Genomic DNA, 23,637 nt, shown 5'->3' with positions numbered 1-23,637 from the left:
CTTTTCCGAAAAACCCTCGGTAAAAGGCCAGGAAAGACGAGGTCATCATGCCGGCAAACCCATCCCCCAGCCGTAAGCTCCTGGAAAAATTGGCGCGTGAGCGCATCCTTGTTCTGGATGGCGCCATGGGCACGCAAATCCAAGGATTGGGGCTTTCCGAGGATGACTTCGTGGGCCACGGGTCTGGCCACGCCTGCCGGCATCACTCCGAACATCCGCAGAAGGGCAATAACGACCTGCTCATTCTGACCCAGCCCGAAGCGATCGAAGAGATCCACTTCAAATACGCCATGGCTGGTGCCGATATCGTCGAAACCAACACGTTCTCAGCCACGACGATTGCGCAGGCCGATTACGGCATGGAATCGGCGGTGCACGATCTAAATGTGGAGGGTGCGCGTGTCGTGCGCCGCGCGCTTGATCGCGCGACCGCTATCGACGGCAAGCCGCGCTTTGTGGCCGGCGCCGTTGGACCAACCAACCGCACGGCATCAATCAGCCCCGATGTAAACAATCCCGGCTTTCGCGCGGTGACGTTCGAAGACCTGCGCAAGGCCTATTCGCAGCAGGTCAACGGCCTCATCGCGGGCGGCGCAGACGTCATCCTGATCGAAACGATCTTCGATACACTCAATGCCAAGGCGGCGATCTTTGCCTGCATGGAAGCTTTCGAAGCGACCGGCGTGGCGCTGCCGATGATGATCTCGGGTACGATTACCGATGCCTCGGGGCGGACGCTGACCGGGCAGACGCCGACTGCCTTCTGGCATTCGGTCAAACATTCGCGCCCCTTCACCATCGGGCTAAACTGTGCGCTAGGAGCCGAGGCAATGCGCCCGCACATGACCGAAATTTCGGGCGTCGCCGACACCTTTACCTGCGCCTACCCCAATGCCGGCCTGCCTAACGCCTTCGGCCAATATGATGAAGGCCCAGAGGACACCGCCAAACAGGTGGGCGAGTTCGCGCGCGAAGGCATTGTCAATGTGGTGGGCGGCTGCTGTGGTACGACGCCGGACCATATCCGCGCCATCGCTGATGCCGTTGCAGGCGTTGCGCCGAGGGTCGTCCATTGAGCCGCTATCTCCGCCTTTCCGGCCTCGAGCCTTTCGTCCTCACGCCCGATATTCCCTTCGTCAATATCGGCGAGCGGACCAATGTCACGGGCAGTGCGCGCTTTCGCAAGCTGATCACGGCGCGGGATTATACGGCGGCGCTCGCTGTGGCGCGCGATCAGGTCGAGAATGGCGCGCAGGTCATCGACATCAACATGGACGAGGGGCTGATCGACTCCAAGGCCGCCATGGTCGAGTTCCTCAACCTCATCGCTTCGGAGCCGGAAATCGCCCGCGTTCCGGTGATGATCGACTCTTCCAAATGGGAGGTGATCGAGGCGGGCCTCCAATGCGTGCAGGGCAAGCCGATCGTCAATTCCATCTCGCTCAAGGAAGGCGAAGAGCAGTTCCGGCACTATGCTGGTCTCTGCATGGCCTATGGTGCCGCCGTCGTCGTCATGGCCTTTGACGAACAGGGCCAAGCCGATACCTATCAGCGCAAGATCGACATTTGCGCGCGTGCCTATAAAATCCTAGTCGAAGAAATGGGCTTTCCGCCCGAAGACATCATCTTCGACCCCAATGTTTTCGCCGTTGCCACCGGCATCGAAGAGCACGACAATTACGGCGTCGACTTCATCGAGGCGACGGCCTGGATCCGCCAGAACCTGCCCTATGCCCATATTTCGGGCGGCGTTTCCAATCTCTCATTCAGCTTCCGCGGCAATGAGCCGGTGCGCGAAGCGATGCATGCCGTGTTCCTTTACCACGCCATCAAGGCGGGCATGGACATGGGCATCGTCAATGCCGGGCAGCTTGCCGTCTATGACCAGATCGACCCGGAACTGCGCGAAGCGTGCGAGGATGTCGTCCTCAACCGCAAGCCGAAAACCGGCGGTACGGCGACCGAGCGAATGCTTGAAATTGCCGATCGCTTCAAGGGCGGCGCGCGTGAAGAAAAGGTCCGTGACCTTGCCTGGCGCGAATGGCCTATCGACAAGCGGATCGAGCATGCGCTCGTCAATGGCATCACCGAATTCATTGAGGCCGATACCGAAGAAGCGCGCCAGAATGCCGAGCGCCCGCTGCATGTGATCGAAGGCCCGTTGATGGCCGGCATGAACGTCGTCGGCGACCTCTTTGGCGCGGGGAAAATGTTCCTGCCGCAGGTGGTGAAATCGGCCCGCGTGATGAAGCAGGCCGTGGCGGTGCTCCTCCCCTATATGGAAGAGGAAAAAGCCCTGACCGGCGGCGATCAGCGGCAATCGGCCGGCAAGATTCTGATGGCGACGGTCAAGGGCGACGTCCACGATATCGGCAAGAACATCGTCGGCGTCGTGCTCGCCTGCAACAATTACGAGATCGTCGACCTCGGCGTCATGGTGCCGCCGCAGAAGATTTTGGAAACGGCGCGGGCAGAGAAGGTCGATGTTATCGGTCTCTCGGGTCTTATCACGCCTTCGCTCGATGAAATGGTGCATCTTGCCTCGGAAATGGAGCGCGAGGGTTTTGATATTCCGCTGCTGATCGGCGGCGCCACGACGTCGCGCGTGCACACAGCTGTGAAAATCGCGCCACGCTATACGAAGGGCCAGGCCATTTATGTGACCGATGCCAGCCGCGCCGTGGGTGTGGTTGGCCAGTTGCTCTCTGAGACGATGAAGCCGGATTATGTCGCCGGCATTCGCGCCGAATATGTCGAGGTTGCTGAAAAGCACGAGCGCGCGGAATTGGCCAAGCAGCGCCTGCCGCTGACCTCGGCGCGCGCCAACCATTTCAAGATCGACTGGACCGACTACAAGGTCAACGCGCCTCAGTTTTTCGGCACGCGGGTCATCGAGGATTGGGATCTCGCCGAGATTGCGCGGTACATTGATTGGACGCCGTTCTTCCAGACCTGGGAACTGAAGGGCGTCTATCCGCGCATTCTCGATGATGAAAAGCAAGGCGAAGTGGCGCGTCAGCTGTTCGCCGATGCGCAGGATATGCTCAAGCGCATCATCGCCGAAAACTGGTTTAAGCCGCGGGCGGTTGTTGGCTTCTGGCCCGCCAATGCCGTCGGCGACGACATCAAACTTTTTGCCGACAAGGACCGCAATGCGGAACTCGCGACGCTCTATACGCTGCGACAGCAGACCTCGAAGCGCGGCGATAGCCCCAATGTGGCGCTGGCCGATTTCGTCGCACCGATCGGCACCCATGACTATCTCGGCGGTTTCGTCGTTACGGCGGGTCCCGAAGAAAACGAGATTGCCGAACGCTTCAAAAGAGCAAACGACGATTTCGGGTCGATCATGGTCAAGGCCCTGGCCGATCGTTATGCCGAAGCCATGGCCGAGATGTTGCACCAGCGCGTGCGCAAGGAATTCTGGGGCTATGCCGAAGACGAGACCTTTGCGCCCAATGAACTGGTCGGCGAGCCCTATCGCGGGATCCGCCCTGCCCCGGGCTATCCCGCCCAGCCGGACCATACCGAAAAGGTGACGCTGTTCCGCCTGCTCGATGCAGAAGCCAATACCGGCGTGCAACTGACCGAGAGCATGGCCATGTGGCCGGGTTCATCGGTGTCCGGCATTTATATCGGCCATCCCGATGCTTATTACTTCGGCGTCGCCAAGGTCGAGCGTGATCAAGTGCTTGATTATGCAAGCCGAAAGGGCATGGAAATCGCCGAAGTGGAACGCTGGCTGGCGCCCGTGCTCAACTACGTGCCGGCCTAGGTTTCCAATAGCGCTCATTGCCGCCCGACGCGACGCGGGCGGCGATGAACAACAGGTCTGAGAGGCGATTGAGATAGACCCGCCCTTGGGTTGTCCGCTCTTCGTCGAGCGATAGCAGGCGGCGTTCGGCACGTCGGCAGACCGTGCGCGCGACGTGCAGCGACGCGACGGCGGCAGAACCGCCGGGCAGGATGAATTCCTTAAGCGGCGGCAGATCGGCGTTCCAGTCCGCGACGATCTGATCCAACGCTTCGATATGGGCTTCGGTCAGCACCGGGTGACCGGGCATGGAGAGCGCACCACCGAGATCGAAGAGGTCGTGCTGGATGTCGATCAGCACCTCGATAATGGCGGCGTCGGTCTGCTGACTCTCGGCAAAGCCTATGGTGCTGTTGAGTTCATCGACCGTGCCCATAGCCTCGATCAGCGGCGCGTCCTTACGAAGGCGCGAGCCGTCAGTGAGGCCCGTTGTGCCATTGTCGCCGGTGCGGGTGACGATTTTCGACAGACGATTTCCCAAAACAACCTCCAGCACAGCGACCATGCCTGTGGTGAGCATGGGTCGCTGCGCTGTCAAGGACGTCGTTAGAACGCGCTTTGGTAGATCGCCAAGATATCGGCCTCGGCAAGGGGGCGCGGATTGTTGTCGATCAGCCGCTTGATGGCGAAGGCTTCTGCAGCCCAGAGCGGAAGGTCGGCTTCATCCGCGCCGTGGCTTTTGAGGCTCATATTGACGCCGAGGGCGCTGCAATAATCCTGCGCACCAGCGAGAACGATGCGCTCGTCGGCATGGGCGGGCAGGCCGAGGGCGGTCAGCACCGCGGCGGTCTTTTCCGGGCGTGCCGACGCGTTGAAGGCGAGGACGTGCGGGAAGATGATCGCATTGGCGAGGCCATGCGGCAGTTTGAGGCGCGTGCCTAGAGGGTAGGCCAGAGCGTGGCCGCCAGCGGTGTTGACGGGTCCGAGGCAGACGCCGCCGTAATACGAGGCGAGCATCATGCCGGCGCGGGCTTCGGTATCGGAGCAGTTGGCGACGGCGCGGGCGAGGTATTTTCCGACGAGTTCGATGCCCAAGGTGGCGTAGCCGTCGATCAGCGGGTGTGACTTGATATTGGTGAAGGCTTCGACGCAGTGCGCCAGCGCATCGATGCCGGTGGCGGCGGTGACGGCGGCGGGCACAGAATAGGTGAGTTCGGGATCAAGGACGGCGATATCGGCCAGCATGTGCCGGCTTTCGATCGCGAGTTTGGCGAGGGTTTCGGGATTGGTGACGAGCGAGCGGATGCCGGCTTCGGAGCCGGTGCCGGAAGTGGTGGGCACCTGGGCAAGGGCGGTGCGGCGGCCGAGGACCTTGTTTGGGCCAACGACATCGAGAATGGATTGCTCGCTGTCCCAAATAACGGCGACGAGTTTTGCAACGTCCATGACCGAACCACCGCCGAGACCGATGACTAGATCGGGCTTGAAGGCGCGAGCAGCGGCGAGGACGGCTTCCACCGCCGGCAGATCGGGCTCGGGCGGAATGTCGGTGAAAGTTTCGACAGCACCCTTGAGGCCGATGCGATCGACAAAACCAACGGTTGGAGCCATGGCGACGACGAAGATGCGATTGTAGCTTTCGGCCCACTCGGCGAGGCGCGAAACGGCGCCAGCGCCGATTTCGAGGCGGGACGGCTGCACCAGCGTGATCTGGCGGGCCATGGAGAGGATGGCGTCAGACATTTTCCTGCGCCTCCAGCTCGGCCATCTTGGCCCAGACGGTGTCGAGCTCGGCCGGGGTCAGATCGACCAGCGGCGGGCGGACGCGGGTCCAGCCGGCGTGGTTACGACGCTTGGCCAGCATGGCCTTGATGGTGGGGAGTTGCACGTAGGCGTTGGAAAGATCGCGCCAGGCATTGATGCGGGCCTGGGCGGCATCGACCTTATCGTTCTGCGCGGGATCGAACCAATTGTCGAAGACGACGCGCAGATGCTTGCCGATGAGATTGGAGCTGGAGGTGATGCACCCTGCCCCGCCCGAGCGCAGCAGCGGCAGCATGAAGGGGTCGGCGCCGGCAAGGACAGAAAAATTCTCGAATGCCCCAGCGAAGGCCTGCATGCTCTCGATTTTGCCTGAAGAATCCTTCACGCCGACGATGACGCCGGGAAAAGCTTCGCGGAGGCGCGCGGTGAGGTCGAGCGAGATGCCGATCTGGGCGATGGGCGGGATGTGGTAGAGGATGACGCGCAGATCGTTGCTGCCGACGCCTTCGATCAGTTCGGCATAGAAGCGGAAGAGGCCTTCGTCGCTGACGCCCTTGTAATAGAAGGGCGGGAGGACGACGCAGGCTTTTACACCCGCTTCGACCGCGTGTTTTACGAGCGTAATGCTGTCGGGAACGTTGGTTTGCGAGGTGCCGGGGAGCAGGCGCTGTGGAGCGAGGCCCGCGTCGATGACCTTTTCGAGCAATTCTTGACGTTGGGCGATACTGAAGGAATTGGCTTCGCCGGTGGTGCCGAGGAGCGCGACACCGTCGCAGCCCTCTTCGATCAGGGCCTTACAATGGGCGGCGAAGGCGGCGTGGTCGGGTGCACCGTTTTCAAGGACGGGCGTGGCGGAGGCGCAGAAGACGCCGGAGACGGGGAGATTTTTAGCCGGATTCATCGCTTCTTCCCCGAAACGAGTCGCCGCGCATAGGCGATGGCGGACTGCATATTGGTGTGGTTGGCCTTGCCGGTGCCGGCAATGTCGAAGGCAGTGCCGTGATCGACCGAGGTGCGGTCGATGGGAAGGCCGAGCGAAACGTTGACGGCAGTATCGAAGGCGACGAGCTTGATCGGGATGTGACCCTGATCGTGATATTGGGCAACGACGAGATCGAAGGCGCCGGTATAGGCGCGGTGGTAGACAGTATCGGCCGAGATCGGGCCGACGACATTGATGCCTTCGGCCTTGGCCATGGCGACGGCAGGGACAACCTGCAGGTCGTCTTCATTGCCGAAAAGGCTGCTCTCGCCGCAATGCGGATTGATGCCGGCGACGGCGATGCGCGGATTGTCGTAGCCGATGCGCTTGAGGTGTTCGTTGCCGGTGCGAATGGTCGCAAGGATACGTTCGGGCGTGGCGCGATCGATGGCGGTTTTCAGCGACACGTGGGTCGACACGTGGATGACTTTTAGGCGCTCGGAGCCGAGGAGCATCCAGGCCGTCTTCTGGCCAGTCAGGTGCGCCAGCATGCCGGTGTGGCCGTCGTAGTGATGGCCGGCAAGGTTCAGCGCTTCCTTGTTGATCGGGGCAGTAACGATGCAGCCGATATTGCCGGCTTCGGAATCGCGAACGGCTTTTTCGATGAAGCGGAAGGCGGCGTCGCCACCGCGTGGATCGAGCTTGCCCCACGGGAGCGGCCCGCCTTCGATAGGGAGGTCAACGACCACGCCGTCGAGATCGAGATCTACGCCGAGGGCCGTGCGTGCTTTGTCCAGAGTTTCGCGATTGCCATAGATGCGGGTGCGGGCGCGTTCGTCGGCGCTCATTTCCGCCACGGCTTTCACCGAAATCTCGGGGCCGACGCCAGCCGGGTCGCCCATGGTAATGCCGATGATGTCGCTCACGAGTTTTCTCCGTCGATCCATCCCGCGGGGAGACGGACATATTTGATGGCGCGCCGGAAATAGGTGTAGGCGACGTGCAATGCGCCGTCTTCGCCTTCCAGCAGATAGGGATAGGATAGTTCCTTGTTCCGTCCATCGACGGAATTGTTGGAAAGGCAGGTGCCGGGGCTGTCGTCGACAATGCGACGCAGCGGCCAGGTTTTTCCGCCATCGCTCGACACGCAAAGTGTCATCGGCGCGCGTGGCACGCCCCAGATTGGGGCGCAGCCGCCGGAGGCGTCGGGGCGATCATCGCCCTCTTCGATTTCATCATAGAGCGAGACGCGACGGTCCGACGAGGTGGCGGCCGAAGTCGGATTGCACAGCATGGCCAGACGCCCATCGGCGAGACGGATGACATTGATCGAAGAATTGTTGTTCGGCACATCGGTCGGCGCGGGGGCGGACCAGGTCAGGCCGCCATCGAGACTCTCCGAGCGATGGACGAAGTCGGACTGGCGGCGGCGATAGAAGGCGACCATGTGATCGCCATCGAGCGGCACGATGGTCATGTGAACAGAGCCGATCGAGCCGGGCACTTCTGACATGGCCCAGGTCTGGCCATCGTCCGTACTGACGGCGACGGCGGCGGTGTCGTGGCTGCCGTTCCAGCGCTGGCCGGGGCGGGAGATGCAGCGGAACACCGGCATCATCCAGGCGCCATCATTGCGACGGACAAAACGGCTGCGAATGAAGCTGCCGAGGGGCAAGTCGATGGTGCGCGGCTCTTCGCCGGTCAGGGTGCCACCGGAGACGGAAATGGTGCGGGCGCGCAGCAGGCACTCGTCCTGATTGCCCGAGGGCTGGGCCGTGTGAAAAAGCTGCCACTGGCCGGCACCATTGCGCCAGAGCACCGGGTTCTGCTCGGAGCGATCGGGATCGTGGCTGAACCGCACCGACGGCGTCCAGCTTTCGGCCCCTGCGCTGAGCGTCGTGCCATAGATGGAAATGTCGGATTTGCCCTCGAGCGTACCGCCGAACCAGAGGCAGGCCAGCGAGCCATCGTCCAAGCGCTCGATGAAGGCGGCGTGATTTTGCACCATGGGCGACGGCAGAAATGCCTCAAGCCGCCCATCGGCACCAGAAACCAGACGACCATCCATACGGGCCGCAATTTCCTCCGGCGACATAGCTCTCCCCTTCACTTTGGTTGGGTCAAATTTCACATTCGCAGACATGTTGTCAATCTTGAGTTTCTTAAAATTTGCAATCATTGCCAGAGCCGTATCTCGTTTTATTATGCCTTTTCAATGTCTTAAAGACGCACAAAGTATGAAGTTGTAATGTCGATAATTTTTGGTTTGACAACATAGGTCCGAATGGAATTAGCTCAACCACAAGGAAGGACCTCGTCCGTCCTCGGAGGAATATGCATGAGCGCCCCGCAGCGACGCTCATGGCACCGTCAAGCTGCGATGGGAGGTTACCTTGTTGCTAAAGCCGATTCTGGTCGGCGCCCTTTTGGCGTCCACGACCATTGCCCCTGCCCTGGCGCAGGCCAATACCGATATCACCGTTGTGCTGAGCGAAGAGCTTGATCTGGTCGAGCCCTGCATGGCGACCCGCTCCAATATCGGCCGCGTTATTCTGCAGAATATCAGCGAAACGCTGACCGAACTCGACGTGCGTGGCGACAAGGGTCTCACCTCGCGCCTGGCTGAAAGCTGGGAAGACCAGGGCGACGGCGTGTGGCAGTTCAAGCTGCGCCCGGACGTAAAGTTCTCGGACGGTTCGGCTTTTGATGCTGCTGACGTCAAGCACTCGTTCGACCGGGTTTTCTCCGACCAGATCACCTGCGAGAGCAAGCGTTACTTCGCTGACACCGCGCTGACCTTCGATGTGGTCGACGACCTGACCATCAACGTCAAGGCCGAGCCCGCCCAGCCGGTGCTGCCGCTACTGATGAGCCTTGTGACCATCGTTCCGTCGGAAACCCCGATGGAATTCGTCCGCGACCCCATCGGCACCGGCCCTTACAAGCTGACCGAATGGACCGCCGGCCAGCAGATCGTGCTCGAACGCCGCGACGACTATTGGGGTGAGGCCCCGGCCGTGACCAAGGCAACTTATGTATTCCGCTCGGAGCCAGCCGTTCGCGCTGCCATGGTGGAAGCCGGTGAAGCCGATATCGCGCCGCAGATCACCGCCGAAGTTGCCAACAACCCGGCAACCGACTTCAGCTACCTCAATTCGGAAACCGTCTATCTCCGCGTCGACAACCAGGATGCGCCAACCAGCGACATCCGCGTTCGCAAGGCGCTGAATGCCGCGATCGACCGCGAAGCCTTTATCGGCACCGTTCTGCCTGAAGGCACTGAACTCGCCGTCGCCATGGTGCCGCCGACGACGCTCGGTTGGAATCCGGACGTCAAGGTCCCGGCCTATGATCCAGAACAGGCCAAGAAGTGGCTTGAAGAAGCCAAGGCTGACGGCGTCGATACGAGCCTACCCATCGAGATCATTGCCCGTACCGAAAACTTCCCCAATGTTACGGAAGTCGCTGAAGCGATCACCGACATGCTCAAGGACGTCGGCTTTAACGCCACCGTGCGCATGGTGGAAGTGGCCGAGCACGAGCAGTTCTACTCCAAGCCCTACCCCGAAAGCGAAGGCACGCGTCTGGTTCTTGCCCAGCACGACAATAGCCGCGGCGACCCGGTCTTCTCGATGTTCTTCAAGTATGACAGCGAAGGTACCCAGTCCGGCGTCAACGATCCCAAGGTCGACGACCTGATCGCCCGCGCCTCGGCCGCAACCGGCGACGAACGTGCCGGCCTCTGGTCCGAGCTCTTCGCCTACCTCCACGACGAAGTTGTTGCCGACGTCCTGCTGTTCCACATGGTTGGCCTCAGCCGCGTCAGCGAACGCCTCGACTTCACGCCGACCATCGCGACCAACCAGCAGCTGCAGCTGAGCGAAATCGGCTTCAAGTAAGACCTGTCCCAGGGTCTGATTGCGAGGTGCCGGGACTTTCCCGGCACCTCAAATTTTCAAAATACGGGTGACCGGCATGACCAAAATGATTGGACAGCGAGCGATCGCCAGCCTTCTCTCCCTTCTGGGGTTGATGATCCTGGTGTTCTTCCTTTCGCGCTTGACCGGCGACCCGGCAGTTCTCTTCCTGCCCATCGACGCGACCGAGGAGATGAAGCAGCAGTTCCGCGCGCTCCATGGGCTCGATCTGCCGCTCATCGAGCAGTTTGGCCGCTATGTGCTCGATCTCCTGCAGCTCGATTTCGGCGAGAGCCTGCGCAAGGCGCGGCCGGCCATCGATGTTGTGCTCGAGGCCTATGCCTGGACGCTGCCGCTGGCGCTGATCACTATGGGCCTAGTCGTCACTTCGGCGATCATTCTCGGCTCGCTGGCCGCCTTTAATGTCGGCGGGTTCTTTGACCGGCTGGTGTCGATCGTCTCGCTGATCGGCGCTTCGGCTCCCGATTTCTGGATCGCCATCGTCGCGATCGTCGTCTTCTCCATTGGCCTTGGCTGGGTGCCCACCTCCGGCGTCGGCACGCCGATGCACTGGGTGCTGCCGATCGCCGTACTGTTCATTCGACCCTTTGGGCTCGTGGTGCAGGTGGTGCGCGGCTCGATGATTTCGGCCCTCGGCGCGCCCTATGTGAAGACCGCCCGCGCCAAGGGCGTCAAAAACCTGCCGCTGATTTTCGTCCATACGCTGCGCAATGGCATGCTGCCGGTGATTACCGTCATCGGCGACCAGGCTGCGGCCTTGCTCAACGGCGCCGTCATCGTCGAGACCATTTTTGGCTTCCCCGGAGTCGGCAAGCTGATGATCGACTCCATCCTGCAGCGCGATTTCAACGTGGTGCTGGCGGCCATCATGGTCACCGCCGTGGCCATTTTCATCATGAACATCCTGATCGATCTCGCCTATGGCCTGCTCGATCCGCGAATTCGTAACTAGGAGGCGATGATGGCAGACCTGTCGCTCGCCAAAACCTCTGCGCCAACTGCGCACGGCCCCTCGCTGCTCTCGATGCTGTGGCGGGACAAGCTGGCCTTTATCTCAGCCGTGGTGCTGCTGATCATCGTCCTCTTTGCGCTGCTTGGTCCGACCTTGCTCGGCGAACTCGCGGGCGATCAAAACCTGCGTGGCCGCAATTTCCCGCCGTTCAGCTTTGATCGCGGCTGGGCCTTCTTCCTCGGTGGTGATTCGCTGGGCCGCCCTATGCTGGCACGTCTCGTTGTTGCGGCGCACTCGACCATGTTGATCGCGGCCGGCACCGTGGTTGCCGCGTTGACGATCGGCGCCGGACTCGGCCTTGTCGCCGGCTATATGGGCAAGAACACCTCGCAGGTGATCATGCGCCTCGCCGACGTGATCATGTCCTTCCCCTCGCTGCTGATCGCCGTGGTCGTGCTTTATGTGTTGGGGCCATCGATCCCCAACATGATCCTCGTGCTCGCCATCACCCGCATTCCGATCTATCTGCGCACCACCCGCGCCGAAGTGCTTGAAGTGCGCGAGCGCATGTTCGTGCAGGCGGCGACGGTGATGGGCGCAAGCCATGCGCGCATCATCCTGCGCCATATCCTGCCCGTGGTGGCGCCGACGCTCGTGACCATCGCAACGCTCGATTTCGCCTTCGTCATGCTGGCCGAGTCTTCGCTGTCCTTCCTCGGCATCGGCGTGCAGCCGCCCGATATCACCTGGGGTCTCATGGTGGCGCAGGGCCGGCCATATCTGAACACCGCCTGGTGGCTGGCCTTCTGGCCGGGCCTGATGATTGTCATCACCGCCCTATCGCTGAACCTACTGTCGAACTGGATGCGCATTGCGCTCGACCCGGCCCAGCGTTGGCGCCTCGAAGCAAGGAAGACCAAGAATGTCTGAACCCCTGCTCACGGTAAAAAACCTCTCGGTCGATTTTCACACCGCCCGCGGCACCGTCAATGCGGTGAAGAACGTCTCTTGGTCCGTCGGGCGCGGCGAAACGCTGGCGATCCTCGGGGAAAGCGGCTCAGGCAAGTCTGTGTCGGCCAATGCGGTGATGAATCTTCTCGACATTCCGCCGGCCGAGATCGTTTCGGGCGAGATCTTTTACGAGGGCGAAGACCTTCTGAAGGTCTCCTACGAAAAGCACCGGGCGCTGAACGGCAAGAAGATCGCCATGATCTTTCAGGACCCGCTCGGCCATCTCAACCCGGTCTATACCGTTGGCTGGCAGATCATCGAGATGATGACCGCGCATGGCCGCCCGGCCGACATGGCGCGGGCAAGGGCGCTGGAACTGGTGACACGCGTCGGCATCCCTGAGCCTGAAAAGGCGATGCACAAATATCCGCATCAGTTTTCCGGTGGCCAGCGCCAGCGCCTGATGATCGCCATGGCGCTGATGCTAAAACCCGACATCCTGATTGCCGACGAGCCGACCACCGCGCTCGACGTGACCATTCAGGCCGAAGTGCTGGCGCTGCTCAAGGAATTGCAGGCCGAAACCGGCATGGCGCTGGTGCTGATTACCCACGACCTCGGGGTCGTCGCCGAAATCGCCGATCGCGTCGTGGTCATGAACAAAGGTGAGATCGTCGAGGAAGGTGTCACCCGCGATGTCTATCACAATGCCCAGCATCCCTACACGCGAAAGCTGATCGACGCGGCGCCCGGCAAGGGCGAGATCAAACTACTCGATAAGGCGGCGCCGCTGCTGCTCGACGCCAAAAAACTCTGCAAAACCTATGGCAAGTTTGCCGCGCTCAAAGACGTGTCGCTGACACTGGCGCGCGGCCAGAGCCTTGCCGTTGTCGGCGAAAGCGGCTCGGGTAAATCGACCTTGGCGCGCACCCTGCTCCGGCTTGAAGAAGCCGATAGCGGGGAAGCGCTGTGGAAGGGTCGCGATCTCATCACCATGGGCCGCAGCGAACTCCTGGGCGTGCGCCGGCAGATCCAGATGGTGTTTCAGGATCCGACGCAATCGCTTAATCCGCGCATGTCGGTCTATCAGCTCATTGCCGAAGGGTGGGACATCCACAAGCTGATGCCCGATCGGAGCAAACGCCGGGCGCGGGTGATCGAGCTGCTCGAACAGGTCGGCCTCTCGCCAGAACATGTCGACCGCTATCCGCACCAGTTTTCCGGTGGTCAGCGGCAGCGCATCGCCATTGCCCGGGCGCTGGCGCTCGAGCCGGAATTGATCATCTGCGACGAAGCGGTGTCAGCCCTCGACGTGTCCATTCAGGCGCAGGTGATCGCTCTACTCGATGGCCTGCGCCAGCGGCTCGGGATTTCATTCCTGTTCATCGCGCATGATCTCGGCGTTGTCAGAGACTTTGCCGATACCGTCATCGTCATGAAATCGGGCGAGATCGTCGAGTACGGCCCGACTGCGCAGATTTTTGACGCACCGCAGCAGCCCTATACCCAGCGCCTGCTGGCTGCCAACCTCGATCCCGATCCCGATGTACAGGCCCAAAGGCGAGCAGCTCTGATCCATGCTTGAACGGGCGATCATAGCCGACGATCTGACCGGCGCATTGGACGCAGCCGCGCCCTTTGCCATGCGCGGCATTTCAACGGCCGTGGCGCTCAATGTGGCGGCCCTACCCCAAGCAATCGCCACAGGCGCGCGCATCGTCAGCGTCTCGACCGATAGCCGCGAAATCTCGCCGCAAGCGGCAAACGCCGCTGTACGCGATGCGCTTGCCGCACTCCCGACTGGGACGCCACTATTCAAGAAAGTCGACTCCCGCCTAAAGGGGAACATCGAAGCCGAGCTCGATGCCATCCCGCATCAGAGGAGTCTTGTCATCCCTGCGATCCCGGCCTTTGGGCGCTTGGTGAAAGATGGCGCGATCCGAGGTTTTGGCGTCCCCGAACCTATCATCGTTGCCGACCGTCTCGGCCGCCACGCGCTCGCTTCCGTGGTTCCCGATATCGCCGAGCAGGTGGACATCGACCAGGCGCTTAACAGAGCATTCGACCTGCCCATTGGCGCCCGTGGGCTCGCCGAGGCGATGGCGAAAGCCATGGCACCAGATGCTGCCGAGCCGAGGATCACCTTTCCCAAAGGCCCGGCCTATTGTGTCATCGGCTCGACCGATCCGATCACTCTCGCCCAGCTCGATCGCCTGCGCGCCGCTGACCAAAAAATCAGCTATATCGACGCGCCAAACGGGCACGGCGCGCCGCTGGTCGGCGCCTCAAAACTCACCATCATCCAGGCAACGCCAGGCACGTCGCCGGCCGATGGAAAGGCCGTGGCCACCACCCTTGGCAAAACCCTGGCCGCACTTTCTCCGCCGCCGGGCTCACTGCTGGTTCTCTCGGGCGGCGCCACGGCACAGGTCATTCTCGAGCAACTCGGCATCGCCGTGCTCGAACTCCTGGGGGAAGCCTTGCCTGGACTGCCCAATGCCCGGGCCGGAGACTTGACTGTCATCACCAAATCGGGCGGTTTTGGCGATCCGGACACCTTGTTCACCCTACTCGCCCCATATCTCAGCGCCGGGAGCCCAGTGCATAGCCATGTCGGATAGTCTCACCGGGCGGCGCAACCTCGCGGATACGGTTTTCGACCGCATCCAGCGCTCGATCAAATCCGGCGCTTACGCAGTCGACGAACGCCTGCCGACCGAGCATGCCCTCGCCGCCGAATTTCAGGTTTCTCGTCCCGTTGTCCGCGACGCGCTCCAGCGCCTCCGCGACCAGGGCATGATCTATTCCCGCCGTGGTGCCGGCAGCTTTGTGCGCGAGCAAGGCATCCGCGAGCCACTTGGCTTTGGCCAGATGGAGAACCTGTCGGACCTGCAGCATTGCTATGATTTCCGGCTGACTATCGAGCCAGAAGCCGCAGCGATGGCGGCCCAGCGACGCAGCCCCGAGGCGCTTGGCAAGATCAAGACGGCGCTGAACCTTTTGCGAGACGCGACCAATCGCCAGGCGCACCGGGCCGATGCGGATTTCATGTTTCATCTCAGCATCGCCCAAGCCTCGGTGAACCCCTATTTTGTGACGGCGATGCAGGCGCTCGAAGAGCACATCGCGGTCGGCATGCGGTTGCATGGTCTGTCGCTGCGGCGGACCAGCGACGGGTTGAGCCATGTCCTCGTCGAACACACAGCCATCTTCGAGGCGATCTCGACCAGCGACGGCGATACGGCACGAACCCTGATGCGCAACCATCTGATGGGCTCGCGCGATCGGCTTTTTGCGCCCAAGCAATAGGCCGACTGTTGCCCAAAGTCCCTTGCCAAGCCTTGGCTTTGGGACCAATCTCGCCGCTGCCAGCCTGGGAGAGGCAGAGACCTCGGGTCGGGCGGCAGGGAGAATTCAAGCATGAGCGCTGATATGACCGATGCGGTGAAGAGCATGGCCGGTGGCCTTGGGGCCAGTTCGATGAGCCGGCGCATGTTTCTCGTGGGGTCTGCGAGCCTTGCAGTCCTCGGCATGGCGGGATGCGCCTCGACCGGCACGGGCATGAGCACGGCTGAAGCTGAGCGGATCTATGGCCCTCTGCCCAATGAGCGGTTCCCGGTTCCAGCGGTCAACCTCAACAAGCTCAACCCAAAATATATGCGCCGCACAGTGCGTTACGACAGTAAGGAAGCCGTCGGGACGATCATTGTCGACCCCAAGAATTACTATGTCTACCGTATCGAAGGCGACGGGATGGCGACACGCTATGGCGCCAATATCGGCCGCGCCGGTTTCCTTTGGAGCGGCGAAGCCTATATCGGGCGCAAGGCGGAATGGCCGACCTGGACGCCGCCGAAGGAGATGATCGCGCGGCAGCCTGAGGTCGCCAAATATGCGGGTGGCATGCCGCCGGGCCTTGGAAATCCGTTAGGCGCCAGAACGCTTTACCTCTATCAGGACGGCCGCTACACGCTGTTCACGATCTATAGCACCATCATGCCGGAAACGATCGGCAAGGGCGTGACGAGCGGCTGTGTTGGCCTTCTGACCCAAGATATGATGGACCTCTATGCCAAGACCCCGGTTGATACCAAGGTCATCGTGCTAAAGGCTTGAAATGATTGAGCCCGCCAAGTTGGCGGGCTCTTTTTTACATGAGATCGCGGGGGAAGGATTGGCTCCATTCCCGCGTTTTGACCACCGTGCCATTCTCGCTGACCGAGAGGGTTCCGGTGAGATAGAACGTGTCCTTGTCCGCGCGCATTTCGGTCGTGCTGTCGATGCCGATGCGCCAACCGTCGCGGCCCATCTGGTACGATTGCGTTAGCAGATAGTTAGCACTGAGCGGCTCGTAGTCCGAAATCGTTAAATTGCGCTTCAGCGAGTGGCTGAGCTCCGTGCCGATATCATCGAAGCGCAAAATGCCCTCGCCGAAGAGACCTCCGATGCCTTCGGTGACATAGGTGGTCGTGCCTGCGACATGGTCCTGGCTCGACCAGCGGCGGACGGTGCCGGGATCGAGTTGGGTGGTCGTGGTCGCGGGACCGTGGGCCGGCGGCGGGAGGACGACCGACGCGTCGTTCGACGAGCGGACGGGCAGCGAGAGCGTGCTGCTCGATGTGTCGATGGTGAGGGTCGCGAGTTCTGGCGATGGCCAGACCATGGGCCAATAGGATGTGCCGATGGCGACGCGGATCGCGTGGCCGGCGGCGAAGCGGTGGCCGCAGTCGTTGAGTTTTACCGTGACGTCGTAGAACTGGCCGGGGACGAGCGCTTCGGGGTTCTCGTGGCTGTCGCGATGGGTGAGGTTCAGGACCTGATAGCTGATCCGGGTGACGGTGCCGTCGGGGCGGATGTCGGAGAGACGGACCGAGACCTGGGCGACCGGCTTGTCGGAGGCCACGCGGAGCTTGAGCAGCGGAGCGCCGAGGACGTCGAAGCTTTCGGTCAGGGCCGGCGTGTCGAAGACAAGGGCGGCGCCATCGTCGAGGCGCTGGTCAGTCGGGTGTTCGCCGACGCAGCCGGTGCCCATCCATTCGCCGCCGGCTTTGCCGTGGCTTTGGGGGGAGCAGATGGTCAGCGTGCCGGCAGGAGCCGTGCCGGTGTGAAGGGCATGGTCGCTGCCAAGGGTGAAGGTCTTGGGCGCGATAGATGGCGACGGCCAATTGGCTTCGCCGACCCAGCGACCGGGCGCGTCGGTGCGGGTACCGGTGGGGGCGACGCTGTCATTGATATAGGCGCGAAGATCGGGCTCGTTCATGACGCCCGTGTCGCGGCCCTTGAGCCAGTGATCCCACCAGCGCACGGCTTCCTCGAGGAAACCGATGGCCGGACCGGGGACGCCGTCCTGCGGATAGATATGGCCCCAAGGCCCGATGATCGCCTTACGCGGAGTTTTGAGACCTTCGAGGAGGCGCGGCACGGCATTGGTGTAGCTGTCGGCCCAGCCGCCGATGGCGAGGACCGGGACTTCGATATCGGAAAAATCCTCGCAGACCGAGCCGTGCTTCCAATAGTCGTCATAGCGCTGGTGTTCGAGCCAGAGCGCGGGGAAGAAGGGCAGGTCTTCGACGCGCTTCAGCCAGGCGTCGCGCCAGCCTTCGCCGACGATTTCGGGGTCGAGCGGGCGGGCTTGGTAGGCCAACATGATCGTGCCCCACCAGAGATTATCGTTGAGCAGCAAGCCGCCCATATAGTGGATATCGTCGGTATAGCGATTGTCGGTCGAATAGGCCGTGATGATGGCTTTCAGAGCCGGCGGCCGCCTTGAGGCAACCTGAAGGCCGTTGAAACCGCCCCAGCTCTTGCCCATCATGCCGACATTGCCGTCGCACCAAGGCTGGGCGGCGATCCAGGCGATGACTTCGAGCGCATCGTCCTGTTCTTGCTTGAGATATTCGTCGGCCATGTGGCCGTCGCTTTCGCCCGAACCGCGCATGTCGACGCGGATCGCGGCATAGCCGTTTTGCGCGAAAAAGCCATGCATAGGCTCGTCGCGGCCACGGGTGCCGTCGCGCTTGCGATAGGGAATGTATTCAAGGATAGTCGGGACCTTGGCATCATCTTCCGGGAGCCAGAGGCGCGCGCCGAGGCGCGTGCCGTCGCTGAGGGGGATGCAGATGTGTTCGGTGATGCGGATGGTCATGGGGTGGTCCGAGTGTTTTTTGGGGGCGTGGGCTCGCCCATTTGCGGTTGTCACCCCGGCGAAGGCTGGGGCCCATCTTGAGATCTCAGGATGGATCCCCGCTTTCGCGGGGATGACGGCCGGTGTGGGTGATGCCCCCCGCTCAAGGCCGGGGTGACATCGAGAGTGAGGATAACTTGGAGCTAAACCGCCACCTTGCGCTTGGCGAGAACGTCGTCCAGCCAGTCGCGGCGGAGTTCGGGGACGGAGATGACGAGCTCTTCGGTATAGGGGTGGAAGGGCGGCTGGAAGATTTCGGCCGTTGCCCCCTGCTCCACGATCTTGCCGCGTTGCATGACGAGCGTGCGGTCGGCAAGGCGGCGGACGACGCCGAGATCGTGGGTGATGAAGAGATAGGAAAGGCCAAGCTCGGACTGGAGGCTCTTGAGGAGTTTTAGAATTTCCTCGGCCACCAGCGGATCGAGGGCCGATGTGACCTCGTCGCAAATGATGAGATCGGGCTTGGCCGCCAGCGCGCGGGCGATGCAAACGCGTTGCTTCTGGCCGCCGGAAAGCGCGCCGGGGAGACGCGTGGCGAACTCCTGTGGCAGGCCGATGAGATCGAGCATGCGCGCGACCTCCTTCTCCCGCGGCACGTCATGCATACCGAAGTAGAATTTCATCGGGCGGCCGATGATCTCGCCGACGGTCTGGCGCGGATTGAGCGCCACGTCGGGGAGTTGATAGACGAGCTGGATGCGCCGCAGTTCTTCTTTCGAGCGCTTCTTGTAGGAGCGTTCAAGCCGGTTCTTGTCGAAACTGATCATGCCAGACGAGGTCGGCAGGAGCCCCGCGATGCAGCGCGCCAGGGTCGATTTGCCTGAGCCGGATTCCCCGACGACAGCGAGGGTTTCGCCGCGGCGGAGCTGGCAGGAGATGTTCTCGAGGACGGCGGTCTTGCCATAATAGGCGTCGATCGCCTTTACGTCGAGCAGCACCTCGCCAATCGGATGGTCGGTCACGGCATTGGAGAGATTTCCCTGCCGCTCGGCGACGAGCATACGGGTGTAATCCTCGCGCGGGGCTTCGAGCACCTGTTCGGCGGTGCCCTCTTCCACGAGCTTGCCGTGGCGCAGCACCATGATGCGATTGGCAATCTGGGCGACGACGGCGAGGTCATGGGTGATGTAGAGGGCCGAGGTCTTGTAGCGCTGGATCAGGCTACGAAGCAGCGCCAGCACTTCGATCTGCGTCGTTACGTCGAGGGCCGTGGTGGGTTCATCGAGGACGAGCACATGGGGGCGGCAGGACATGGCCATGGCGACCATGGCGCGCTGCAACTGACCGCCCGAGACCTGATGGGGATAGCGATCGCCAAAAGTTTCGGGATTGGGCAATTGCAGGGTTTTGAGAAGCTCGAGCTTCCAGGCTTCCGCTTCCGGCCTTGTCATCTTGGCGTGGTAGAGCGCGCCTTCGACGATCTGTTCGCCAATGCGGATGGCCGGGTTAAAAGCCGCCGCTGCCGACTGGGCGACATAGGCGATGCGGGCGCCACGCATTTTTTCGCGGGTGGCGCGCGAGCCGTCCATCAGCGAGGTTTCGCCAATGGTGATGCTGCCGCCGACAATGCGGCAGCCACCACGGCCATAACCCATGGCGGCAAGGCCGATGGTGGACTTGCCGGCGCCGGATTCACCGATCAGCCCCAAGACTTCGCCGGGGGCGAGATCGAGGTCGATGCCATCGACGAGGATGGCGCCGTTAGGAGCCGCGACCTTCAGGCCACGAATAGTCAGGATATTGCTCAACGATCGGCTCCCTGAACTGCGGCGCCGGAATTGAGCAGCCAATCGACCACGAGATTGACCCCGATGGTGAGAAGCGCAATGGCGGCGGCCGGGAAGAGCGGCGCGTAGAGGCCGTACAAAATGGCCTGCTGATTATCCTTCACCATGCCACCCCAATCCGCGAAGGGCGGCTGGATACCGAGGCCGAGGAAAGAAAGGCCGGCGACGAAGAGGAAGGTGAAGCAGAAGCGCATGCCGAATTCGGCGATGAGCGGCGGCAGGGCATTGGGCAGGATTTCGCGAGTGATCAGCCAGAAAAGGCTTTCACCGCGGAGACGCGCAGTTTCGGCATATTCGAGGACTGAAATGCCCTGGGCGACGACACGGGCGAGACGGAACACGCGGGTGCTGTCGAGCAGCGCGATGGTGAAGATCAGCACCGGCACGGATGAGCCGAGCGCCTGCAACACCACCAGAGCCGAGATCAGCACCGGAATGCACATGACGGTATCGACGATGCGCGACAGCACCGTATCGACCCAGCCGCCGAAAAGCGCGGCGATGAAGCCGAGCGGTATCCCGATCGAAAAGGAGATCAGCGAGGCGGCGAGCGAAACGCCGATGGACATCTGCGCGCCGGCCAGAAGCCGAGAGAACATGTCGCGGCCGTTTTGATCGAGACCGAACCAGAACTGGGCCGATGGTGGATCGAATGGCGCGCCGACGATTTCGTTCTGCCCATAGGGCGCGAGGATCGGCCCAAGGATGAAGACGAGGAGGTTGAGCGTCACGATGGCGAGGCCCAGCCAGGCGGAGATGGGGATTGCCTTGAGTTTGGCTGTCATCGTGGATGCCTCAGACGCGGATTGAGGGCGATGGCGGCGATATCGGCAATGGAATTGAGGATGACATAGGCCGCCCCAAAAACCATGGCCGCAGCCTGCACCAGCGGCAGATCGCGCTTGGCGACGGCATCGACCATGAAGCGCCCGAGCCCGTTATAATTGAAGATCGCTTCGACGAGCACGACGCCGGTGATGAGGTAGGCGATGTTGAACGCCACCACATTGACGATGGGCGCGGCGGCATTGGGCAGTGCGTGCCGAAGGACGACCCGCTTGGTGCGGAGGCCCTTGAGGAATGCAGTTTCCACATAGGCCTGATCCATGACCGAGAGCACGGCGGTACGCGTCATGCGCATCATCTGTGCCACGGTGACCAGAACCAGCGTCAGGGCCGGCAGGGTCGTGGCGCGAAGCCAATCGGGAAAGCTCATGCCCGCATAGGTATCGGCAAGGCTCGGCAAGAGGTTGAACTGCACCGACAGGAAGAGAATGAGCAACAGGCCCAAGAAGTATTCGGGCAGCGACACGAAGGCGAGCGCGACGATGTTGATGCCGCGATCGAAAATGCCGCCGCGGCGGACCGCAGCGGCAAGACCGAGAAGGACGGCAATCGGCACCGAGACAATGGCAGCATAGGCGGCAAGCGCCATGGTATTGCCAAAGCGGGGCCAGAGGAGATCGGCGACGGGCTGGCGATTGGCCAGCGACATGCCGAGATCGCCCGTGGCGAAGCCCTGGAGCCAGGTGAGGTAACGCTGCCACGCAGGCAGATCGAGGCCGAGGTCCTGTCGGAGCGCCGCAAGCGATTGCGGCGTTGCATTCTGTCCGAGAATTGCCGAGGCGACGTCACCCGGCAGGAGCTGGGTGCCCGCGAAAATCAACGCGGACACCAGCAGAAGCGTCAGGATCCCCAGCGCGACACGCTTAAGGATGAGTTCGATCATTATGCTTCGAGCCAAACCTTTTCAGCGAGGCGCGCGCCCATGAAGTTGAACATCGGGTGAGTGGTGACGCCGCCGAGCTTGGTGGAGACGGCATCGAGATAATCGCCGAACATCGGGATCATCGCGCCACCATCGTCTGAGATCAGCTGCTGGAGCTCAGCGTAGATTTCCTTGCGCTTCGCATTGTCGAGAAGCGCGCGGGCTTCGACGAGCTTGGCGTCGAACGTCTCGTTCTTCCAATGCGTGTCGTTCTGCGCGGAGGTCGAGGAGTAAGCGATAGTGAGCATCTGGTCCGCCGTCGGACGGCCGCCCCAATATCCCATCGAGAACGGCGCCTTCATCCAGACATTGGACCAGTAGCCATCGCTTGGCTCACGCTTGATCGAGAGATTGATGCCCGAGGCCGCAGCCGAAGACTGGAAGATCGCAGCCGCATCGACGGCGCCGGAGAAGGCAGCATCAGAGGCGGAGAGCTCGATATCGAGGGAATCGAGGCCCGCTTCCTTGAGATAAAATTTCGACTTTTCCGGATCGTAAGCGCGCTGCGGCAGGTCGGCGGCATAGAACGGATCGGTGACTGGGATCGGGTGATCGTTGCCGAGCTTGCCATAACCACGAAGGGCGGTGGTGAGGAGCTGCTCGCGATCGATGGCGTATTTGATCGCCATGCGGACATTGTTGTCCGTATAGGGGCCCTGGGTGCAATCCATGAGGAAAGTGAAGTGCTGGCCGCCGGCGGACTGCACGACTTCAAGGTTGGGATTGCGCTTCAAAAGATCAACGGTCTTGAAGTCGAGCTGGTTGATGGCGTGGACCTGGCCGCTCATCATCGCATTGGTGCGGGCCGCGATATCGTTGATGACGATGACTTCGACGGCATCGACCCAGGCGGTGTTGGGCTTCCAGTAGCTTTCATTGCGCGTGAAGCGGGCTCGCACGCCGGGCTCATAGCTTTCGAGCTTGAAGGGGCCGGTGCCGATCGGCTTGGTCCAGTCTTCAAAGCCCTCGGGGACGATCAGGAAGTGATAATCCGACAGGATATAGGGCAGATCGGCATTGCCGCTATCGAGGACGATCTTGATCTCGGTATCCGAAACCTTGACCACATCGGCGAACTGGCCGGCGGTGGAACGGGCCGCGGAGGTCGAGGCTTCGCCGCGATGGAGGTTCAGCGAATAGAGGATATCTTCGGCGGTGAGCGTCTTGCCATCATGGAAGGTGACGCCCTGGCGGATCTTGAAGGTCCACTCTTTCGCATCGGCCGAGGGCTCCCAGCTTTCGAAGAGCTCGGGCTGGACCTGGTTGTCCTTGTCGATTTCGACGAGGCCGTTGAAGGTCATATAGGCCTGGTTGACCGGCACCCAATCATTGAGCACGCGAATGTCGAACGTGTCGGTGGTCGAGCCGCCGCCGATGCCCAGTTTCAGGACGCCACCGCGCTTGGGGGTTGCTTCCTGCGCAAAGGCCTGCGGCACGATGAGACCGCTGGCCAGAGTGGTGAGACCGAGCCCGGCGGCGCCGGCCATGAACTGGCGGCGGCTCAGCGCGAACGGCGACTGGTTGTTCGACATATTCCTACCTTGTTGTTGTTTGACTTCCGCCGTTCTGCCAGGGCAGCAGAGGCGTCCCCATGGCCGGAATACTAGTGGGCAAATG

17 protein-coding genes and 1 pseudogene are annotated in these 23,637 nt (G+C 61.8%); 8 read left to right on the top strand and 10 right to left on the bottom strand.

Going from position 1 to position 23,637, the window contains the following annotated elements; all coding sequences use genetic code 11:
- Positions 1 to 80: 80 nt before the first annotated feature.
- Positions 81 to 3,775: pseudogene (gene metH, locus ASG47_RS19265) on the top strand (methionine synthase); the annotation flags it as partial.
- Here the strand turns inward: metH and ASG47_RS19260 are convergent.
- From ASG47_RS19260 to ASG47_RS19240, 5 genes are read right to left on the bottom strand one after another with little or no spacing between them, the layout of a single operon-like run.
- Positions 3,756 to 4,334 (bottom strand): cob(I)yrinic acid a,c-diamide adenosyltransferase, encoded by a 579-nt coding sequence (locus tag ASG47_RS19260; protein ID WP_244483988.1) that lies wholly within the window; start codon positions 4,332 to 4,334, stop codon positions 3,756 to 3,758. The pseudogene metH and the gene ASG47_RS19260 overlap by 20 nt on opposite strands.
- A gap of 26 nt (positions 4,335 to 4,360) precedes the next feature.
- Positions 4,361 to 5,497, bottom strand: coding sequence for an iron-containing alcohol dehydrogenase (locus tag ASG47_RS19255; protein ID WP_061911863.1), 1,137 nt, complete (start codon positions 5,495 to 5,497; stop codon positions 4,361 to 4,363).
- On the bottom strand, positions 5,490 to 6,419 hold the full coding sequence (locus ASG47_RS19250) for a dihydrodipicolinate synthase family protein (RefSeq protein WP_061911862.1): 930 nt from the start codon (positions 6,417 to 6,419) through the stop codon (positions 5,490 to 5,492). The genes ASG47_RS19255 and ASG47_RS19250 overlap by 8 nt, the downstream gene beginning before the upstream one ends.
- Positions 6,416 to 7,366 (bottom strand): 4-hydroxythreonine-4-phosphate dehydrogenase PdxA, encoded by a 951-nt coding sequence (gene pdxA / locus ASG47_RS19245; RefSeq protein WP_061911861.1) that lies wholly within the window; start codon positions 7,364 to 7,366, stop codon positions 6,416 to 6,418. The genes ASG47_RS19250 and pdxA overlap by 4 nt, the downstream gene beginning before the upstream one ends.
- Positions 7,363 to 8,535 carry a sialidase family protein gene (locus ASG47_RS19240; RefSeq protein WP_061911943.1) on the bottom strand — a complete coding sequence of 391 codons (1,173 nt, stop codon included), beginning with the start codon at positions 8,533 to 8,535 and terminating at the stop codon, positions 7,363 to 7,365. Before ASG47_RS19240 ends, pdxA begins: the two co-directional genes overlap by 4 nt.
- Before the next feature lie 301 nt (positions 8,536 to 8,836).
- Between ASG47_RS19240 and ASG47_RS19235 the strand changes: the two genes are divergently transcribed.
- The 7 genes from ASG47_RS19235 to ASG47_RS19205 all read left to right on the top strand — a co-directional run bounded on the left by ASG47_RS19235 (position 8,837) and on the right by ASG47_RS19205 (position 16,397).
- Positions 8,837 to 10,339, top strand: a complete 1,503-nt coding sequence (locus ASG47_RS19235; protein ID WP_061911942.1) for an ABC transporter substrate-binding protein — start codon at positions 8,837 to 8,839, stop codon at positions 10,337 to 10,339.
- 76 nt (positions 10,340 to 10,415) lie between these two features.
- Positions 10,416 to 11,330 (top strand): ABC transporter permease, encoded by a 915-nt coding sequence (locus ASG47_RS19230; RefSeq protein ID WP_061911941.1) that lies wholly within the window; start codon positions 10,416 to 10,418, stop codon positions 11,328 to 11,330.
- A 9-nt stretch (positions 11,331 to 11,339) separates the two neighbouring features.
- The gene (locus ASG47_RS19225; protein WP_061911860.1) at positions 11,340 to 12,260 is read left to right on the top strand and encodes an ABC transporter permease; all 921 of its coding nucleotides are present in this window, start codon (positions 11,340 to 11,342) and stop codon (positions 12,258 to 12,260) included.
- Positions 12,253 to 13,866 carry an ABC transporter ATP-binding protein gene (locus tag ASG47_RS19220; protein WP_061911859.1) on the top strand — a complete coding sequence of 538 codons (1,614 nt, stop codon included), beginning with the start codon at positions 12,253 to 12,255 and terminating at the stop codon, positions 13,864 to 13,866. Before ASG47_RS19225 ends, ASG47_RS19220 begins: the two co-directional genes overlap by 8 nt.
- Complete coding sequence (locus ASG47_RS19215) at positions 13,859 to 14,902, top strand: four-carbon acid sugar kinase family protein (protein ID WP_061911858.1); 1,044 nt, start codon at positions 13,859 to 13,861, stop codon at positions 14,900 to 14,902. The genes ASG47_RS19220 and ASG47_RS19215 overlap by 8 nt, the downstream gene beginning before the upstream one ends.
- Positions 14,892 to 15,590, top strand: coding sequence for a FadR/GntR family transcriptional regulator (locus tag ASG47_RS19210; protein ID WP_061911857.1), 699 nt, complete (start codon positions 14,892 to 14,894; stop codon positions 15,588 to 15,590). Before ASG47_RS19215 ends, ASG47_RS19210 begins: the two co-directional genes overlap by 11 nt.
- Positions 15,591 to 15,713: 123 nt before the next feature.
- Positions 15,714 to 16,397 (top strand): L,D-transpeptidase, encoded by a 684-nt coding sequence (locus ASG47_RS19205; RefSeq protein WP_410494103.1) that lies wholly within the window; start codon positions 15,714 to 15,716, stop codon positions 16,395 to 16,397.
- A gap of 34 nt (positions 16,398 to 16,431) precedes the next feature.
- Here ASG47_RS19205 and ASG47_RS19200 read toward each other — a convergent pair whose 3' ends face one another.
- The 5 genes from ASG47_RS19200 to ASG47_RS19180 all read right to left on the bottom strand — a co-directional run bounded on the left by ASG47_RS19200 (position 16,432) and on the right by ASG47_RS19180 (position 23,552).
- Positions 16,432 to 18,426, bottom strand: coding sequence for a CocE/NonD family hydrolase (locus ASG47_RS19200; protein ID WP_061911855.1), 1,995 nt, complete (start codon positions 18,424 to 18,426; stop codon positions 16,432 to 16,434).
- 182 nt (positions 18,427 to 18,608) lie between these two features.
- Positions 18,609 to 20,213, bottom strand: a complete 1,605-nt coding sequence (locus ASG47_RS19195) for an ABC transporter ATP-binding protein (protein WP_061911854.1) — start codon at positions 20,211 to 20,213, stop codon at positions 18,609 to 18,611.
- The gene (locus tag ASG47_RS19190; RefSeq protein WP_061911853.1) at positions 20,210 to 21,037 is read right to left on the bottom strand and encodes an ABC transporter permease; all 828 of its coding nucleotides are present in this window, start codon (positions 21,035 to 21,037) and stop codon (positions 20,210 to 20,212) included. Before ASG47_RS19190 ends, ASG47_RS19195 begins: the two co-directional genes overlap by 4 nt.
- Positions 21,034 to 21,981: an ABC transporter permease gene (locus ASG47_RS19185; RefSeq protein ID WP_061911852.1), complete on the bottom strand. Its 948-nt coding sequence runs from the start codon at positions 21,979 to 21,981 to the stop codon at positions 21,034 to 21,036. The genes ASG47_RS19190 and ASG47_RS19185 overlap by 4 nt, the downstream gene beginning before the upstream one ends.
- Positions 21,981 to 23,552 carry an ABC transporter substrate-binding protein gene (locus ASG47_RS19180; RefSeq protein WP_061911851.1) on the bottom strand — a complete coding sequence of 524 codons (1,572 nt, stop codon included), beginning with the start codon at positions 23,550 to 23,552 and terminating at the stop codon, positions 21,981 to 21,983. The genes ASG47_RS19185 and ASG47_RS19180 overlap by 1 nt, the downstream gene beginning before the upstream one ends.
- Positions 23,553 to 23,637: the final 85 nt, after the last annotated feature.

Source organism: Devosia sp. Leaf420, from assembly GCF_001425445.1.
Classification (GTDB): domain Bacteria; phylum Pseudomonadota; class Alphaproteobacteria; order Rhizobiales; family Devosiaceae; genus Devosia.
Note: the sequence above shows the minus strand (reverse complement) of the source record. Positions and strands in the feature narration are given on the sequence as shown.

Bases quoted from the DNA above. Each gene is read 5' to 3' on its own strand.
- ASG47_RS19260 (WP_244483988.1), bottom strand. From the start codon at position 4,334: ATGCTCACCACAGGCATGGTCGCTGTGCTGGAGGTTGTTTTGGGAAAT.
- ASG47_RS19255 (WP_061911863.1), bottom strand. From the start codon at position 5,497: ATGTCTGACGCCATCCTCTCCATGGCCCGCCAGATCACGCTGGTGCAG.
- ASG47_RS19250 (WP_061911862.1), bottom strand. From the start codon at position 6,419: ATGAATCCGGCTAAAAATCTCCCCGTCTCCGGCGTCTTCTGCGCCTCC.
- ASG47_RS19240 (WP_061911943.1), bottom strand. From the start codon at position 8,535: ATGTCGCCGGAGGAAATTGCGGCCCGTATGGATGGTCGTCTGGTTTCT.
- ASG47_RS19230 (WP_061911941.1), top strand. From the start codon at position 10,416: ATGACCAAAATGATTGGACAGCGAGCGATCGCCAGCCTTCTCTCCCTT.
- ASG47_RS19225 (WP_061911860.1), top strand. From the start codon at position 11,340: ATGGCAGACCTGTCGCTCGCCAAAACCTCTGCGCCAACTGCGCACGGC.
- ASG47_RS19220 (WP_061911859.1), top strand. From the start codon at position 12,253: ATGTCTGAACCCCTGCTCACGGTAAAAAACCTCTCGGTCGATTTTCAC.
- ASG47_RS19215 (WP_061911858.1), top strand. From the start codon at position 13,859: ATGCTTGAACGGGCGATCATAGCCGACGATCTGACCGGCGCATTGGAC.
- ASG47_RS19210 (WP_061911857.1), top strand. From the start codon at position 14,892: ATGTCGGATAGTCTCACCGGGCGGCGCAACCTCGCGGATACGGTTTTC.
- ASG47_RS19205 (WP_410494103.1), top strand. From the start codon at position 15,714: ATGACCGATGCGGTGAAGAGCATGGCCGGTGGCCTTGGGGCCAGTTCG.
- ASG47_RS19200 (WP_061911855.1), bottom strand. From the start codon at position 18,426: ATGACCATCCGCATCACCGAACACATCTGCATCCCCCTCAGCGACGGC.
- ASG47_RS19190 (WP_061911853.1), bottom strand. From the start codon at position 21,037: ATGACAGCCAAACTCAAGGCAATCCCCATCTCCGCCTGGCTGGGCCTC.
- ASG47_RS19185 (WP_061911852.1), bottom strand. From the start codon at position 21,981: ATGATCGAACTCATCCTTAAGCGTGTCGCGCTGGGGATCCTGACGCTT.
- ASG47_RS19180 (WP_061911851.1), bottom strand. From the start codon at position 23,552: ATGTCGAACAACCAGTCGCCGTTCGCGCTGAGCCGCCGCCAGTTCATG.